We start from the raw sequence: 15,816 nt of genomic DNA on the forward strand, positions 1-15,816 counted from the left end.
AGGAAGCGCGGCCAACGCAGTTACGGCGACAAGCATGACGTGTATGTTTGATCTCCCCTCCTCAATTACCCATACTGGTTTCAGCGTATCGATTAAATCCGAACCTATATCCGGCAGTTTCCACGCACCCTACAGGTCAACGCCGGCGACAACAGGAGCTATGAACCATGAGACTTTACGTTTACGAACATTGCCCTTTTTGCGTTAAAGCACGCATGATTTTCGGTCTGAAAAACATTCCGGTAGAAATCAAAGTTCTGCTCAATGATGACGAGAAAACCCCGATTTCCATGGTGGGCAAAAAGATGGTGCCGATCCTGCAAAAACAGGATGGCGGCTTTATGCCGGAAAGTATGGACATCGTGCATTACGTGGATAAAAGTGACGGAAAACCGCTGCTGACCGGCCCGCTGAATGCGTCTATTGCGACCTGGCTGCGTCATGTTTCTGAATATATGGGTCGTCTGCTGCTGCCTCGTTTTGCAGCCGCGCCGCTGGAAGAGTTCTCCACGCCGGAAGCGCGTAAATATTTCTCCGACAAAAAGCAGGCTGCCAGCGGCGATTTTCAGGAGCATCTGAAACATTCAGAAGGTCTGGTGAAAAAAATCAGCCAGGACTTACGTGCACTCGATAAGCTGATCGTCGAACCAAACGCCGTCAACGGCGAGCTTTCAGAAGATGATATCAATCTCTGGCCGGTACTGCGTTCGCTGACTATCGTTCAGGGAATTGAGTGGCCGTCCCGCGTTCAGGCTTATCGCGACAATATGGCCAAACAGACGCAGGTTAATCTGTTTACACGCCTCGCCAGTTAAATCTTGCGCCGGAAGCCTGCTTCCGGCGATTTTCCCTTTTCTTCCCCTTCTCCAGCACTTAGGCTAATCAGCGTTGTCTGATTGGAGCGAAACCGTTTAGCGGTCATGCTGACAAAATAGTTTTTACGTAATGAGGGAAGAATGACAAAGCGACTTTTAGGTGCTGCAGTTCTGATGTGCGCCAGCCTGCTGGCAGGGTGTAACCAGCTGACGCAGTACACCATCAGCGAGCAGCAGGTTAATGACTATCTGCACAAGAACAATAATTTCGAGAAACAACTCGGCGTGCCGGGGCTGGTGGATGCGAAATTAGTGCTGACCAATCTCAGCAGCCAGATTGGCCGCGCCGAACCAGGCGTCGTGACGCTGACCGGCGACGCACATGTCGATATCTCGTCATTATTTGGCCCGCAGAAAGCCGATATGCACCTGACGCTTAAAGCCAATCCGTCTTACGACAAGGATAAAGGCGCGATTTTCCTGAAAGATATGCAGGTGGTGGATTACACCATTCAGCCGGAAAAAATGGACAGCGTGATGAAAGGCCTGATGCCTTACCTGAACAATTCGCTGAAAACTTACTTCGATCAGCGTCCGGCGTACGTACTTAATGGCGATCGCAGCAAAGGCGAAGCGATGGCGAAAAAACTGGCGAAAGGCATAGAAGTGAAACCGGGTGAACTCGTCATCCCGTTTACTGACTAATATAAAAAGCTGATTAATATAAAAAGCCCGGCACATCTTCATGGCCGGGCTTTTTTATTTCTGACTCATCAGGGATTTACTGATCGTCTTCTTCGTCGTCATCCAGATCCGGCGGCAGCTGTTCTTCCAGCTCATCGCGCATCACCTGCAATGCTTCGCGGCTGATTTCAGCCAGCGTGCGGTAAAAACCGCTGGTGGCGTGCGCTTCAACTTTACCCAGGAATTTCCCGCACCACGGGAACAGGTAATCATCGAACAAAGTGATTTGCGCGCCCACTTCATCTTCCTGCGACTGATCTTCCAGCCATGACGCAGCAAGCAGCATCGCACCGAAGTGATCGGCAGGCGCTTCGCCTAACGGCATTCCGCGCTGTTGCAGGAAAGTACGGATATCCATTTCATTTGCACCATCAACGTAAGCGCTGCGCAAAGGCGAAACTGCACATTCTGAGCCGACAAACAAACGGTTAAACTCAGCGGCCAGCGCCTGAGGATCAGCGCTTTCCTGCAAACGGATCAGCAACGCATCCTGCTCCAGCGGCCAATGTTCGCGCAATTTTCCGTCCTGAATCAGGCCAAAAAGCGGAACCAGTAACGGATCCTGCGGCTGGCGGTAAAACAGCGTGCCCAGAATACGGCAGACAATTGAAAATTCATTCATAGCAATAACCTGATCAGTCGGTGAGAAGGGGCAATCCCCCGCAAATTGGCCGCGACAATGTCACAGTTCGCTTAATTCTGCAATTGGTGCGCGCCCGCGTTTCTCCAGAAAATCCAGGAAACGGCGCGGGCTGACGTTCAGAATACGGTCTTCCGGGAAATCAACTTCACGCAAAATACGTTCGCAGTGCTCAAACCCGCCCAGTGAATACGCAATGTGCGAATCCGATCCCAGCGCCAGCCAGCCACCGGCTTCTTTCACCGCCAGCGCAACCGCACGGCAGTTGGGTTCGCTGCCTTTACGCGAGTGGATGAAGGAGGAGTTATTCAGCTCCAGCGCGACGTTATATTTCGCCGCCGCCGCCGCAACGGCTGGAATATCAATCGGGTATTTCGGGTTACCCGGATGCGAAATAATATGCACATCGCCGCCCGCCATCGCAGCAATCATCGCCGCGGTGTGCGTTTCTTTATCCACCGGTTGCATTACCGGCTCATGGAAACCGGCGATGATCACGTCGATTTCATCGAGCATCGGGCCGGTGCAATCAATGTCGCCCTGAATGTTTTTGATGTTCGATTCGATACCGCGCAGGATGCCGATTCCGTTCACCAGACGCGGCCAGACCCGCATATTCATGAAATGCCAGTAGTGCGGGGCATCGGCCATATCGGGGCCATGGTCGGTGATGGCAAACAACTTAATGCCCTTCTCCGCCGCCTCATCAATATAATCATGTAATGTGCTGTAAGCATGCGTGCTGGCAACAGTATGCATATGCAAATCAACGGGGTACGGCATGTGCTCTCCTTAAGTGATTCCGTGACGACTGCATGGCCGCCACGTGAGTAATTTTAGCAGATGAACGTTAATAACCCCGGTCGAGGCAGACACGCCCTGCCGGTTCCCGTCCTGCTTCAATAGCGAGAATATTCGCCGCAATGCTGTCCATCGCTTCTTCCGGCAAAGTATCCGCACCCACGTGCGGCGTGATGCTGACGCGCGGATGCGACCAGAACGGATGCATGCCTGGCAACGGCTCTTCGGCAAAAACGTCGAGCGTGGCGGCAGCAATCTGCCCGTTGTCCAGTGCGCGCAGCAAATCACCTTCCACCAGATGTCCGCCGCGTCCCAGGTTAATCAGATAAGCATTATGCTGCAGATTTGTGAACAGTTGATGATTGAGGATCCCGGCGGTGTGCGGCGTATTCGGCAGCAGGTTAATCAGCACCTTGCAGCCGGTCGTAAATGCCCCCAGCTGATCGTCTCCGTAAAAGCTTTGCACACCGTCCTGAGATTTCCCGCTACGACTCCAGGTGCGCACGGTGAATTGCAGATCCACCAGCGCTTTCGCTACGCTGCTGCCCAGCACGCCAGCACCAAGAATACCGACAGTAAATTCACCACGTGAATGCGGTGCCAGTGGCCGCCATTGTTTTTGTTGCTGGAACAAATGGTATTCATCCATGCGGCGGAAATACCGCAACACGCTGGCCAGCGCGTATTCCTGCATCTGCAACGACATCCCGGTGTCTTCAAGACGAATCAGCGGCACACCGGCGGGCAATGTGCCCGGCTGGCGTTGTTCCTGCGTGAGAATGGCATCCACGCCTGCGCCGAGGGCAAAAATGCCCTTGAGCATCTTGCGCGGGGCCAGCATGGCGTGCGGTGGCCGCCAGACCAGCGCGTAATCGGCGGGTTCGTGGTCTGCGGCGTTCCATACGCGCATTCTGGCCTGCGGTATGCGTTTTGTTATTCCGTCAATCCAGGGCTTTGCATCAAATGTCGGGTGGTAAAAAATAATGTTCATCGGGGACGCCTCCTGTGAGCTGATAGATTTCCCTGAATATCATCAGGATGCAACCCTGAGGCCGAAAAAAGAAAAAGCCCCGAAAATCGGGGCTTGAAGATTCACTGATAGCGTTGTCGTTCAGGTCAGGCAACGGCAGGCTCGCGGCGGATCATCCGGCGTAAAAGCGGGATCAGAACCAGAAGAACCACACCGGTGATAACAGAACCCCAGCCAAGCACATTGAAGACTTCGCTGTAGCCCGGGTTAGTCAGCACCGGCGTACTGCCTTCGTTTTGCGGCATCAGGCCGGAGATGTAGCTGGCGAGCACCGAAGCCACGCCGGTCACCATCATCCAGCAGCCCATCATCACGCCCTGATAGCGTGCCGGGGCCAGTTTGCCAATCATCGCGTAACCGATAGGAGAAATCAGCAACTCACCAATGCTTTGCAGCAGATAGCTGATGGCAATCCATTTAAACGCCACCAGCCCGTCGCCGCCCGCCAGATGGATCCCCAGCGGCAGAACCAGCATTCCCAGCCCCATGCAGAATAAAGAAGCCGAAAACTGTGCCGGAACATCAATTTTCCAGCCACGCTGACGCAATTTATTGAACCACAGCGCCATCAGCGGGCCGCCGATAACAATCACAATGGTATTAATATTCTGGATCCACTGCGGTGCCACGCGGATGCCGTAAACGTTCAGATTGATGTTGTTTTCAGAGAACAGCATTAACCCCATCGGGGCCAGCTGATACAGCGTCCAGAACACCAGCGAACCCAGCGCCAGCAGCAGATACGCTTTCATGCGGCGGCGTTCATCAGCCTGGCGGTGACGGAAAGTGACCAGCGTCATTAACGCGAAAATGATAATGCCCAGTGCAACCACAAAATAACTGCTGAACTCTGCGTGGGTTAGCAACAGTCGGATAACTGGCACGAGGACGATTAAAATGGCGATACCGGCAGCCATACGGCGCAGCAACTGACCGCGGCTGGCTTCTTTAAGCGGCGTGCTGATATCGGCCAGAATCGACCAGCGAGACAGCGTCACAACCACCGCCGCCACGTTGCCCAGCGTGGCAAACAGGAACAGCGCGCGATAGTTTTCGCTCAGCTGGAAATAACCGGCAACGGCGAAACCAATAAAGAAGCCCAGATTCATCCCGGCATAATTCCACAGGAACGCCGATTCGCGGCGGTCATCATCCGGTGCAAAACGCTGCGTCAGCATCATATTCAGGCAAGTCACGTTTAGCCCGCTGCCGGTCAGGAACATCGCCAGCCCCCAGTAAAGGCCGGTTACACCTTCCAGCGCAATCAGCGCACAACCAAAGACCTGCAACACCATGCCCAGCACAAACAGGTTACGGTTACTCAGATAACGACCGCCGAGATAACCGCCAAACATATGCAGGCCATAGTTGAACGCACCGAACACGCCCATAATGGCGTTGGCGTTATCTTCGCTGAAACCGAGTTTTTTTGTGGCATACAGCACCAGAGTGGAATACAGCACCGCGAAGCCGAGCGTCGCGAAAGTCTGAACGAAGAATAATGTGCCCGCGCCGGCAGGTATCGCCATGCGGTGCTGCGACGCTGTCGCGTTATTTGACTGACTCAAGTAAGAACCCCTGTCCCGTTGTGTGGATTTATTCTGCTTCTGGTTTTAACTAGCCCAGTTTTTATACGAAGCATTTTTTTGGAATCCATTGTTATACCTTCGAGACTGGCTATTTTCACAACATATTTTGCTATTTAGCCGTAACGGGAAGTGTTTGCTGCTTAATCGCACTTTTATGCAGTTAATCTAATTATGTATTCACAAGCATTAGCGGAATTAATGACGTTGCGTGACTTACGACAAACTGGTCATCCTTAATACAGTTTTTGGTCTCTAAATCAGCAAACTGCTCTAAGTTTGTCTAAACAGCACAGAACCTGCAAAAAGAAGGTTGACGCTGAACGCGGTTTTCCCTACATTAGCGCCGGTCAGCAGCACTGCGGTGTAGCCGACGACTGGAGAGGTGTCTGAGTGGCTGAAGGAGCACGCCTGGAAAGTGTGTATATGAGCAATCGTATCGAGGGTTCGAACCCCTCTCTCTCCACCACACAATACGAGAAGGCCCGAATGAAAATTCGGGCCTTTTTGTTTTTGCGTTTTCTGCAAATGGATGTCTGAGGCCAACTTGCTTTGGCAACATCCAAAAAGGTGGGGCGAACCCCACCTTACGGTTAGCCGTTAATTTCGTCGCTTAAGACTGCCGCAATTTCCGTATTTCCCTGCTTAACAGGCAACTCGCACAGCGAATCACGCACCATCCAGGTCCAGGCCAATAACGTGAAAGAAATCACCATGAGCCCGTACAAAATCAGCTTTCGCGCCATCTTAACCTCCGTTACATTTCTGCATCTATGTGGCTAACCTTACGTTGTCTAGGCGTGGTGGGTAGCCTCGGGTTGATTGAAAAAATTAACCCGGGGCTTTCTTCTTATTACACCTTGAACAACACTGCTCAAGACCCATAAGCCTCAAGCACCCGCGCGCATTCTGGCAAGTTAACCTCCCCGCCATCTGGTTACTTAATATTCACTTTGTCCTGATTTTCGCCTGCCTGCTCGCCCTGCCGTGAGACGAATATATGTTTATCATCATTGTGCATTAGACATCTAAACGTCCATAACTTAGGATCGAACCACCCGGGATAACAATTTGATGTCGCAAATGAAAATTAAAAACTTACCACTCGATCAGAATATCAACGGCTGGGCGGCGCTGCGTGGCGTCACAACACGTCATCCGGCCCTGCATAGCAAGGTAACGGCAGACTGGCTGGTGATCGGCGCAGGATTTGCCGGGCTGGCTTTTGCCCGCCGGATTGCAGAGCTTCGTCCGCATGAGCACGTCGTGGTGCTTGAGGCGCTCGACGTGGCCGATAACGCCTCGGCGCGCAACTCCGGCTTTGTCATTGATTTACCGCATACCGTGGGCAGCACATCGGCTGAGCTGGAACACGCCAATGCGTACCGGCGTTTGTTGCAGTACGGTCTGCATCATCTGAAAGAGACCGTCGATAAGCATGATATTGCGTGCGACTGGCTGAATTCGGGGAAATACCATTGCGCCGTGAGCGAACAGTTTGACGGCGAGATTGCGCATTATCAGAAAGAGCTGACCACGCTCGGCGAGAGCTTTGAATATCTGGATAACGCCGCCCTGAAACAGCGTCTGGGCACAAGTTTCTACCGCAGTGCGGTGTATACGCCGAACTGCATTCTGGTCAATCCGGCGGCGCTGATCAGCGGTTTAGTGGCGACTATGCCGGAAAATGTCACGGTTTATGCCCATTCCCCGGCTTTGCAGATTGATACACAGGGTACGATCCGCGCCGAAACGCCGCACGGCGAAGTCCGCGCCCGTAAACTGATGCTGGCGATTAACGGTGCCGCCCGCGGGCTGCCGCTGTTCAAAGGTAACGTATTCGCAATGTCGACGTTTGCGACGCTCACCGAGCCGCTGACACCGGAACAGCGCCGACTTATTGGCAATATCTCTGCGTGGGGATCTACACCGGTGAATGCGCTGGCGGGCGCAACGTTACGATATACCGCTGACCATCGTTTCCTGATCCGCGAGCACGTCAATTTTGCGCCGGATCTGGTGACCAGTGCGGTGGAAACCGGCCGCCACGCGCGCCGTCATCAGCAGCTGTTTGCGCGGATTTACCCGCAATTGCAGGATGTGAATATGGCCTACACCTGGTCAGGGCTGATCAGCATTACGCGTAATGGCGCACCGGTGTGGGGGAATTTATCGGAGAATGTCTATTCGTCGGCAGGCTGTAACGGCTCCGGCAGCTCGAAACAGAGCGCGTTTGGCCGTTTGCTGGCAGAACATGCGCTGGGTGAAGATAACCCGCTGCTGGCGGATATGGCAGCGGTCGGACGCGCCAATTATCTGCCGCCGCGCCCGTTCCTGGATGTGGGTGTCAAAAGTTTTATGGCCCGTGAGCGCTGGCGTTCACGCAGTGAGATGTAGCATTTTTGAGCCAATCTGATAAAGCCGGTCGCCCGATGACGACCGGCTTTTTTAATGACGTTTGTCCACGCGCGCCACAATGCGATCGCCCAGCCACTGAATGCCGCAGACGATGACAATCAGCACCACAATCACTTCCACCATCACCACGGTTTCAAAGCGCTGATAGCCGTACCGGATAGCCAGGTCACCCAATCCGCCCGCGCCAATTGCGCCCGCCATCGCCGAGGCCCCAATCAGTGCGACCAGTGTGACGACAAATCCGGACAAAATTCCCGGCAATGCTTCGGGGATCAGTACGTCCCAGACAATACGCAGTTTGCTGGCACCCATTGCACGAACGGCATCTATCAGCCCGCGATCCACATCCCGCAGCGACACTTCGGCCACACGGGCGAAATACGGCGTGGCGGTAATGGAAAGCGGAACAATCGCCGCCCACGTGCCCAGCGAAGTTCCGACCAGAAATCGGGTCACCGGTATCAGTGCTACCAGCAAAATGATGAACGGCAATGAACGGAAACCGTTGATCACCAGCCCGAGCGAGCGGTTAACCCAGTGATTTTCAGCAATCCCTCCCGGGCTGCTCATCACCAGAATCAATCCGAGCGGCAAACCGGCAATCAGTGAAAATAAACCTGAAACCGCCGTCATCAGCAGCGTTTCCTGGACGGCATTGAATAAAAGATCAAGCATTACCGGAGACATAGCCCGTCAGCTCCACAGTTGCCTGGCGCTGTTGCAGCCAGTGTAAAACGGCCTGCTCGGCGGCTGTATCAGCCACCGGTACCGAGTAGAAAAATCGCACGATAGCGTAATGCTGAATGTGATCCACACCGCCCTGAATGAGCCGGAACTTACCCGGTAATTCCGCCGCCATCCGGGTGATGATCTCCCCCTGAATGCCCTGTCCGGCATACTGCACGCTGTAAATCGCCTGCCCCTGACGATCAGCCGTCAGTTCATCGGCCAGCGCTTCCGGTAACTGAGGCAGAAGGCCCTGCAATAATGTGCGGGTGAGTTGCGACTGCGGATGGGCAAATACCTGCCACACAGGGCCTTCTTCAATAATTTCACCGGCGTTAATCACCGCCACGCGATGGGCGATTTTCTTGATCACTTCCATCTCATGAGTGATCAGCAAAATCGTGATCCCCAATTTCTGATTCAGTGACTGGAGAAGCGCGAGAATTGAGCGGGTCGTTTCAGGATCCAGTGCCGACGTGGCTTCATCACACAGCAACAGCGCCGGGCTGGCCGCCAGCGCGCGGGCAATGCCGACACGCTGTTTTTGGCCGCCGGACAATGCTGCCGGATAACTTTTGGCTTTATCTTCCAGCCCGACCAGCGCCAGCAATTCGGCGACACGCGCCTGACGTCGTGCCTTGTCGAAACCGGCAATCTTCAGCGGCAGTGCGACGTTCTGCTCAACAGTTTTGGCCGACAGCAAATTGAAATGCTGAAACACCATCCCGACGCGGCTGCGCACCGACTGCCACTGTTTTTCACTCAGCCCGGTAATGGCGTGACCTTCGATTTCGATCACACCGTCATCCGGTTGCTCCAGCCCGTTAAGACAGCGGATCAGGGTCGATTTTCCTGCCCCGCTGCGGCCAATAATCCCAAGAATTTCGCCCCGTTTTACCGTTAATGACACGCCGTTCAGGGCCTGAGTTTCCCCAAACCGGCGGCTGACCTGATGCAACCGCACCACATTTTGTGCAGCATCCTTGTCAGCAATCCGGTCAGTCTGTGCCGGAGTGCCCGCCAGAGGGCGGCGGGCATTGTCCTTTTCCGGGGACGTCGCGGTAAACTGCGCCCCGGTCTCAGTGATTATTGTCATGCTTTTACATCCTTACCAGGCCGTCACGCCGGTGCCTTTATAAACCTTATCAAACTCCTGTTTGACGGCATCATTCTGGTAAGAACTGACCAGCGTTTTCACCCACGGCGCGTTAACATTCTCTGTTTTCACCGCAATAAAGTTGTTGTAAGGATTACCTTTTACCGGCTCCTGCGCGATTCGGTCGGCAGGCGTCAGACCACTTTTCAGCGCCCAGTCGGTATTCACAATCGCCGCGTCTAAATCAGGGACGGAACGGCCAATAATGCCGGAATCCAACTCCTTAATGGTCACATGGCGCGGGTTCTCGGTGATGTCAGCGGTAGTCGCAAAAATACCGGCACCGGGTTTAAGCTTAATGACGCCAGACTGCTGGAGCAGGATCAGGCCACGGGCTTCATTTGATGGATCGTTGGGTACACCAATCACCGCGCCTTCTTTCAGTTCATCGGCTGATTTTACTTTTTTGGAATACAAACCGATTGGCCACACGGCGGTATCGCCAACGCGCACGATGTTGTAATGATTCACTTTAATCTGATTATCAAGGAATGGCTGATGCTGGAAGGCATTGGCATCGACTTCGCCATTTTGCAGCGCTTCGTTCGGCTGGTTGTAATCATTGAAAATAACCGGTTTCACGGTCAGCCCTTTCGCAGCCGCCTGCTTCACCACCTCACGCCAGACATCTTCATCCTCCCCGCTGATAATGCCGACTTTTATAGTGGTTTTATCGGCGGCGTGTGCCGCACTCAGCGGCGCCAGCACGGTACCGGAGAGAATGGCCGCAGACATGGCGGCCAGCAAAAATGCACGGTTAATACGGGTCTTAGCTGTGTTTAATGTCTTGCGCATAGGTATCCCCAAAAGTGTGATGAGAGGCCTGCACCGGGCTGTGTTTTAGTGCAGGAATTTGGCGAGTATACCCATCGGCTTATTTCTTTATAATATTGTTTTAATGATACATATTTCGAAAACGAATAACTAAAACGGGATAGTAATTCGATAAAAGAGCTAAGGCCTCATGGCGGATTTATTCGTGTTCTGCAAGGTATCTGGCGGGGGGTTTTCCGACGGCTTTACGGAACATCGTGACAAAACCACTGGCATTTTCATAGCCCAGATCGAGCGCGACGGTCTGCACACTTTCGCCCTGTGAAAGTCGCTGCAGGGAGAGGATCACATGCAACTGACGCCGCCAGCGACCAAAACTCATCCCTATTTCCTGCATCAGCAACCGGCTCATATTGCGCTCGCTCATGCCAATCCGCGTGGCCCATTCACGGAGCCGGATTTTGTCTGAGGGATTGGCCAGCAGCAATGTGGTCAGCCGCTTCAGCCGCGCATCTTTTGGCATCGGAAGATTGAGCCCCTCAGCGGGTGCTGCGGAAATCTCATCGATCAGGGTGGCAATGAGTCGCCCTTCCCGCCCTTCTTCAGCATACAGCTCAGGAAATTGTGTCGCCTTCAGCATCAGCTCACGCAGCAAAGGTGAAACCGCTATCGTGCAACAGCTTTGCGGTAAATTCGCCGCCGTTCCCGGTTCGATAAACAGGCAGTAGCATTCGGTTTCCTCCGTCCCCCTTGCCACATGCGGCAGATTACCCGGGATCCACACCGCGCATTGCGGCGGCACAATCCATACGCCCTGTTCAATTTCACAATTCAGGATGCCGCGAAGGGTATAGAACAGTTGCGCACGGCGGTGACTGTGGCGGGCATATTCCCAGTTTTGTGAGGCAACCGTGGCATTGAGCAATACAACCGGGCGCGGCACGTTATCCACGTCAAAGGTGACGGAAGGCTGGTTGCGGGATGTGGCGCTCAGTGAAACCGACATCATAAAAGTGTCTCCTCAACAGGAACCGGATCTGGCCGGAATGAACAATAGTCTGGCGATTCTGTGCAATGACTGTGCGCAAGCGGGTCGGGTAAGGTAAGCACCTCTGCGGGAAGCGCCCCCCGCGTTGCCACTTTATATTCCAGGAGCAACTCCATGTTTATTAATGCCGACCAGTTTCCCGTCGTCCGCTTGCAGTTTAAAGCCACCCCGGTTGATGGCAGCAACTCCTCTCCTTTTGCCCACTTTGATGCCCTGCTGGAACGCAATCAGCCCTTCGTTTTCATCAATGATGAAGGTCTTGGCAATGAGCGCCATGAGCAATCGAAAGAAGAAATGCAGGCTATCGTGCAATGGCGAAAAGTGAACCGCGTGGCGCTGCGCACCCTGGTTAAAGCCAGTATTTACATCGAACCGGACACCGCCAACCGGATTGCGGCAGAAGATTTCGCCCTGACCTATGAAAAATTCTGGGGCTACCGGATGCTGATGGTGGCTGACGAACAGGAAGCGCTCGTCCTGGCACATAAAATTTTGACCGGTAATAATTGATAGTGATTCTCATTATCACAATAACAGTGACACCTAACCGCTGTCCAGTGTGAAATCCCCTCTGAAAAAGCCTATAAAAAAACCCGCCGGAGCGGGTTTTCATTTCAGCCGTAATGCCTCACACGCGCTTATCAGGATTGCGGTTCTTCAACCGGCTGAACTTCCAGTGACACCATGCCAATGCCCAGTTTACGTGGCTGGAAACCGCCACTGGTGCCTTCGGTGGGTTCGGTCGGCGCCGGTGGCGTGATAACAATACTCTGCGCCGCTTCCGGGTTGGTGAACTGCACTTTCACAATACCGTCCTGATCACCGAAGGTGACAAATTGCTCCTGATCGCCCACGCGGACAGAGACCGGCTTATCGATGTTATTGCCGTAAGCACGCGCGCGGATCACCACATCAAACGTAGTGGGCAACGGTTTGACGTAATCGATTTTCACCGATGGCGCCAGATTCGCATCCGACCAGCGTCCCCAGTTTTCCACCGTGGAAACGCCGGTAATCGCTTTCACCTGCTCCGGTAAACCCGGCACCATAAAGGCGATAGCCGGAGACTGATACTTCGTTGCTTCATCGTCAATATTGAGCGCCTGAAGCGTTTGCTGGTAAATCGCATTACTGCCTGAGGTGTCTTTGGCGAAATCAACTTTACCTTTGAAGGTGTCGCCGGTTGCCTGCACGATAGAAGGTTTCGCACCCAGGTTACCGGAAGCCACGCAAAGACCGGTATTGAGCGAAAGCTCCGGTGCCCAGACGCGCCCCATTTCGTAGCATTTATCCACCCAGACAAAGTTGTCACTGGTTGCCAGTCCGGCCAGCTGTTTTTTCAGCGGCGTGGAGAGATAGACGTCGAACATAGGCTCGATTTTTTCGCCAGTCACTTTCAGGATGAACGGCGTTTTGATGGTCATACCGGAGAACGTGAAACTGTTGTCCTTGTTGTTGACCGTGTAATTTTTAATGCTGTTCGGGAAGCCCCACTGTTTGATAACCGCAGGTTTCCAGGCATTCACCTTGTCATCAATATTGAGGAACTGCGCGGTCATGGAAGTCGCGGAAAAACCGCTACGCCCCAGGCCGATGTAGTTGTCGCCTCCCATGATATCAAGCACCGTGGCACCGTTATCAAGAGTACTGCGTTTCGCGGCATTCAGATCGCCAACCGGTTTACGGCCATCGAGCACAAAGAACAAGTCCTTGCGGTTTTGCTTGGTCAGAATGTTATACGCGGTGTTGTTCATCGCCAGATGGTCGGAAGACACCACAATGATGGTGTTATCGAAATAACCTGACGCTTTAATCTTGTCGATAAATGCCGAAATCAGCTCCTGACTGCACGATACCGCGCTCAGTGACTGATTGGATTTCCCGTTCACTTTATAGTCTTTGCGGGTACAACCACGGGAAATAAAGCCGTCCGGGTGATGCGTATCGACCGTCAGCGTGAACAGCGAGAAAGGCTTGCCCTCTTTGCTCAGCGTGATGAATTTTTTATAAACCTCGTCAAGCAGCGTGTCATCATACCAGCCCCAGTCATTTTTATACGCCGGGTCAGCCACGGTCGGACGCAGTTCATTGTAGCCATACAGATGATCGAAACCGTGAGATTTCAGGAAAGTGCCTTTACCGGCAAACGCCAGTTCCGCACCCTGATAGAAATAGTTGGTATAACCCGCACCTTTCAGCACGTCGCCGAGACAGACGTTTTCCGGATAGAACGTGGCTAATGCGCTGGACGCATTGCCATCAAACGGGGCAAACAGCGGGATACCACACTGTGAAGCCACCATGCCGGCGATGGTATATCCGGTGCCGGGAACCTGCTTGGTATTGGTAAAATCAATACTTTGCGCTTTATGGCGGCTTAATTCGGTGGTCAGCCCGGGGAACACTTTGTCATCAAAATAAGTGCGTTCCAGACTTTCACCATAGATGTAAACCAGATTCGGCTTTTTCGCGCCTTTCACCACTTTCTCCGGCACTTTGTAATACGTGTCGAAGTCCGCGCCATTGCCGCTGATCTGCGTTTTTACCAGACGGGAAATATTCTGGAAAGCCTGTGTGGATCCGACCGAGAACACCGCCAGCACCACGGCCAGTACGCTGTAGACCGCGCTGCTGTTTTTAGCACGACGCTGTTTCAGACACCACGCCAGCAGGGCAAAAACGGCAATCAGACCAGCGAGTAAACCGATGAATGGCAGGATATATTTGTTCAGCCCGGCGCCTTTCAGGCTGCTGGTGACGGTGTAAAGCACGGCGTCAGTAATGCCTTCGCCAGTAAAATAATTACTGCCGATCAAAATGACGTTGAGGATGACGTAAAGCCCGAGGAAAAACAGAACGAGCGAAAACCAGATACGGCTGGCCGACGCGCGGGTGACGTAGAAAAAGATAGAGGAAAGAAATAAAACAAAAGAAATTATCTCAGAAGCCATTTCAGCACCCTGTCTGATTAAACAATAAACGCTACGACCCATTTCTGCTGTTTTACGAGCAGCGCCGACGGTTCAACTCATCGAATGAATGGCCCGTTCGCCATTCACTTCATCCTTGATCCTTGAGACAGGAAAATTCATGCCAAAAACGGACAGCGTTATATAGCCCGTTGCCCCCTGAGGGTCAACGCTTTAACACTGCGTCAGGTCATTGATTCATCCTAAAAAACTCATCTTTAACAAATTTTTGATGGGTAACTCTGCATGATAACTCAGAAATTTAACTTTCCAGTCACCAATTTGTAAGAATTGCATGATAGCCGAACAGTATGAGCGAAATGTGGAGGGAGATGCAAAATTGAGAAAGAAATTTGTGGGAAAGCCCGCAATACGCGGCATTACGGGCATAAAGAAGGAAAAATCAGATTCCGCCTAAGTAGGCTTTACGCACCTCCTGATTATGCAACAATGCTTCCCCGCTTCCGCTCAGACGTATCTGCCCGTTGACCATCACATAGCCCCGGTCGGAAAGCTTCAGGGCGTGATGCGCATTTTGCTCAACCAGAAAAATCGTCATGCCGTTGCGCGCCAGTTCACGCAGCGTCTGGAAAATCTGTTTAACGATAATCGGTGCCAGCCCGAGGCTGGGTTCATCGAGCAATAACAGTTTCGGGCGGCTCATCAGTGCACGCGCTATCGCCAGCATCTGCTGCTCACCGCCGGACATGGTCATCGCGCGCTGTTTCCGCCGCTCTTTCAGGCGGGGAAATAAATCGAACATGGTTTGCAAATCTTCCGCCGCATATTTATTTCCCACCGGGATGGTGCCCATCAGCAGGTTCTCCTCGACGGTCATATCGGGGAAAACGCGCCGCCCTTCCGGCGATTGCGCAATCCCGGCCGACGCCACAAAGTGCGTGGATTTACGGCTGATATCTTCTCCGCGAAACAGTATCTGCCCGCTCTGCACGCGCGGCTGCCCGAAAATTGACATCAGCAGCGTCGATTTCCCTGCGCCGTTCGCCCCGATCAGCGCCACGGTTTCACCCTCGTTAACCTGCAACGATACTTTTTGCAGCGCCTGAATCGCGCCATAAAAAACATCGACCTCACGAAACTCCAGCATC

General features: G+C 53.2%; 15 protein-coding genes and 1 tRNA gene. 5 read left to right on the forward strand and 11 right to left on the reverse strand.

Going from position 1 to position 15,816, the window contains the following annotated elements; translation table 11 throughout:
• Positions 1-167: 167 nt before the first annotated feature.
• Entirely contained in the window at positions 168-815 is a 648-nt protein-coding gene (gene grxB / locus M2403_RS01380; protein WP_152325784.1) for a glutaredoxin 2, read from the forward strand.
• A 141-nt stretch (positions 816-956) separates the two neighbouring features.
• Positions 957-1,520: a lipoprotein gene (locus M2403_RS01385; RefSeq protein ID WP_152325783.1), complete on the forward strand. Its 564-nt coding sequence runs from the start codon at positions 957-959 to the stop codon at positions 1,518-1,520.
• A 76-nt stretch (positions 1,521-1,596) separates the two neighbouring features.
• Here M2403_RS01385 and M2403_RS01390 read toward each other — a convergent pair whose 3' ends face one another.
• The 4 genes from M2403_RS01390 to M2403_RS01405 all read right to left on the reverse strand — a co-directional run bounded on the left by M2403_RS01390 (position 1,597) and on the right by M2403_RS01405 (position 5,559).
• Positions 1,597-2,181, reverse strand: a complete 585-nt coding sequence (locus M2403_RS01390) for a molecular chaperone (protein WP_165056972.1) — start codon at positions 2,179-2,181, stop codon at positions 1,597-1,599.
• Positions 2,182-2,241: 60 nt separating this feature from the next.
• On the reverse strand, positions 2,242-2,982 hold the full coding sequence (locus tag M2403_RS01395) for a phosphatase (RefSeq protein ID WP_152325781.1): 741 nt from the start codon (positions 2,980-2,982) through the stop codon (positions 2,242-2,244).
• Between the two features lie 67 nt (positions 2,983-3,049).
• A complete protein-coding gene (ghrA, locus tag M2403_RS01400; RefSeq protein ID WP_259228393.1) occupies positions 3,050-3,991 on the reverse strand; it encodes a glyoxylate/hydroxypyruvate reductase GhrA in 942 nt (313 codons plus the stop codon).
• Positions 3,992-4,116: 125 nt separating this feature from the next.
• Complete coding sequence (locus tag M2403_RS01405; RefSeq protein WP_259228650.1) at positions 4,117-5,559, reverse strand: peptide MFS transporter; 1,443 nt, start codon at positions 5,557-5,559, stop codon at positions 4,117-4,119.
• A gap of 436 nt (positions 5,560-5,995) precedes the next feature.
• On the opposite strand from M2403_RS01405, the gene M2403_RS01410 reads away from it, so the two are divergent.
• Positions 5,996-6,085, forward strand: a tRNA-Ser gene (locus M2403_RS01410).
• Positions 6,086-6,209: 124 nt separating this feature from the next.
• On the opposite strand, the gene M2403_RS01415 is transcribed toward M2403_RS01410, so the two are convergent.
• Positions 6,210-6,362, reverse strand: coding sequence for a Hok/Gef family protein (locus M2403_RS01415; protein WP_217152958.1), 153 nt, complete (start codon positions 6,360-6,362; stop codon positions 6,210-6,212).
• A gap of 337 nt (positions 6,363-6,699) precedes the next feature.
• On the opposite strand from M2403_RS01415, the gene M2403_RS01420 reads away from it, so the two are divergent.
• On the forward strand, positions 6,700-8,013 hold the full coding sequence (locus M2403_RS01420) for an FAD-binding oxidoreductase (protein WP_259228651.1): 1,314 nt from the start codon (positions 6,700-6,702) through the stop codon (positions 8,011-8,013).
• Positions 8,014-8,064: 51 nt separating this feature from the next.
• Here the strand turns inward: M2403_RS01420 and M2403_RS01425 are convergent, their stop codons facing one another.
• The 4 genes from M2403_RS01425 to M2403_RS01440 form a co-directional block, all read right to left on the reverse strand.
• The gene (locus M2403_RS01425; protein ID WP_152325778.1) at positions 8,065-8,721 is read right to left on the reverse strand and encodes a methionine ABC transporter permease; all 657 of its coding nucleotides are present in this window, start codon (positions 8,719-8,721) and stop codon (positions 8,065-8,067) included.
• Positions 8,702-9,856, reverse strand: coding sequence for a methionine ABC transporter ATP-binding protein (locus M2403_RS01430; protein ID WP_259228395.1), 1,155 nt, complete (start codon positions 9,854-9,856; stop codon positions 8,702-8,704). The genes M2403_RS01425 and M2403_RS01430 overlap by 20 nt, the downstream gene beginning before the upstream one ends.
• A gap of 12 nt (positions 9,857-9,868) precedes the next feature.
• Positions 9,869-10,711, reverse strand: coding sequence for a MetQ/NlpA family ABC transporter substrate-binding protein (locus tag M2403_RS01435; RefSeq protein ID WP_152325776.1), 843 nt, complete (start codon positions 10,709-10,711; stop codon positions 9,869-9,871).
• A 178-nt stretch (positions 10,712-10,889) separates the two neighbouring features.
• Positions 10,890-11,699, reverse strand: a complete 810-nt coding sequence (locus M2403_RS01440) for a helix-turn-helix transcriptional regulator (RefSeq protein ID WP_259228399.1) — start codon at positions 11,697-11,699, stop codon at positions 10,890-10,892.
• Between the two features lie 153 nt (positions 11,700-11,852).
• On the opposite strand from M2403_RS01440, the gene M2403_RS01445 reads away from it, so the two are divergent.
• Positions 11,853-12,248, forward strand: a complete 396-nt coding sequence (locus M2403_RS01445) for a hypothetical protein (protein ID WP_259228401.1) — start codon at positions 11,853-11,855, stop codon at positions 12,246-12,248.
• Between the two features lie 131 nt (positions 12,249-12,379).
• Here M2403_RS01445 and opgB read toward each other — a convergent pair whose 3' ends face one another.
• Both opgB and M2403_RS01455 read right to left on the reverse strand, forming a co-directional pair.
• A complete protein-coding gene (gene opgB / locus M2403_RS01450; protein ID WP_165056957.1) occupies positions 12,380-14,689 on the reverse strand; it encodes a phosphatidylglycerol--membrane-oligosaccharide glycerophosphotransferase in 2,310 nt (769 codons plus the stop codon).
• 421 nt (positions 14,690-15,110) lie between these two features.
• Entirely contained in the window at positions 15,111-15,815 is a 705-nt protein-coding gene (locus M2403_RS01455; RefSeq protein ID WP_206738772.1) for an ABC transporter ATP-binding protein, read from the reverse strand.
• Position 15,816: the final 1 nt, after the last annotated feature.

The sequence above is a fragment of the Rahnella sp. BIGb0603 genome (genome assembly GCF_024808755.1).
Taxonomy (GTDB): Bacteria; Pseudomonadota; Gammaproteobacteria; order Enterobacterales; family Enterobacteriaceae; genus Rahnella; species Rahnella contaminans.

Bases quoted from the DNA above. Each gene is read 5' to 3' on its own strand.
- opgB (WP_165056957.1), bottom strand. From the start codon at position 14,689: ATGGCTTCTGAGATAATTTCTTTTGTTTTATTTCTTTCCTCTATCTTT.
- M2403_RS01440 (WP_259228399.1), bottom strand. From the start codon at position 11,699: ATGATGTCGGTTTCACTGAGCGCCACATCCCGCAACCAGCCTTCCGTC.
- M2403_RS01430 (WP_259228395.1), bottom strand. From the start codon at position 9,856: ATGACAATAATCACTGAGACCGGGGCGCAGTTTACCGCGACGTCCCCG.
- M2403_RS01445 (WP_259228401.1), top strand. From the start codon at position 11,853: ATGTTTATTAATGCCGACCAGTTTCCCGTCGTCCGCTTGCAGTTTAAA.
- M2403_RS01455 (WP_206738772.1), bottom strand. From the start codon at position 15,815: ATGCTGGAGTTTCGTGAGGTCGATGTTTTTTATGGCGCGATTCAGGCG.
- grxB (WP_152325784.1), top strand. From the start codon at position 168: ATGAGACTTTACGTTTACGAACATTGCCCTTTTTGCGTTAAAGCACGC.
- M2403_RS01420 (WP_259228651.1), top strand. From the start codon at position 6,700: ATGAAAATTAAAAACTTACCACTCGATCAGAATATCAACGGCTGGGCG.
- M2403_RS01390 (WP_165056972.1), bottom strand. From the start codon at position 2,181: ATGAATGAATTTTCAATTGTCTGCCGTATTCTGGGCACGCTGTTTTAC.
- M2403_RS01385 (WP_152325783.1), top strand. From the start codon at position 957: ATGACAAAGCGACTTTTAGGTGCTGCAGTTCTGATGTGCGCCAGCCTG.
- M2403_RS01415 (WP_217152958.1), bottom strand. From the start codon at position 6,362: ATGGCGCGAAAGCTGATTTTGTACGGGCTCATGGTGATTTCTTTCACG.
- M2403_RS01405 (WP_259228650.1), bottom strand. From the start codon at position 5,559: ATGGCGATACCTGCCGGCGCGGGCACATTATTCTTCGTTCAGACTTTC.
- ghrA (WP_259228393.1), bottom strand. From the start codon at position 3,991: ATGAACATTATTTTTTACCACCCGACATTTGATGCAAAGCCCTGGATT.
- M2403_RS01425 (WP_152325778.1), bottom strand. From the start codon at position 8,721: ATGTCTCCGGTAATGCTTGATCTTTTATTCAATGCCGTCCAGGAAACG.
- M2403_RS01435 (WP_152325776.1), bottom strand. From the start codon at position 10,711: ATGCGCAAGACATTAAACACAGCTAAGACCCGTATTAACCGTGCATTT.
- M2403_RS01395 (WP_152325781.1), bottom strand. From the start codon at position 2,982: ATGCCGTACCCCGTTGATTTGCATATGCATACTGTTGCCAGCACGCAT.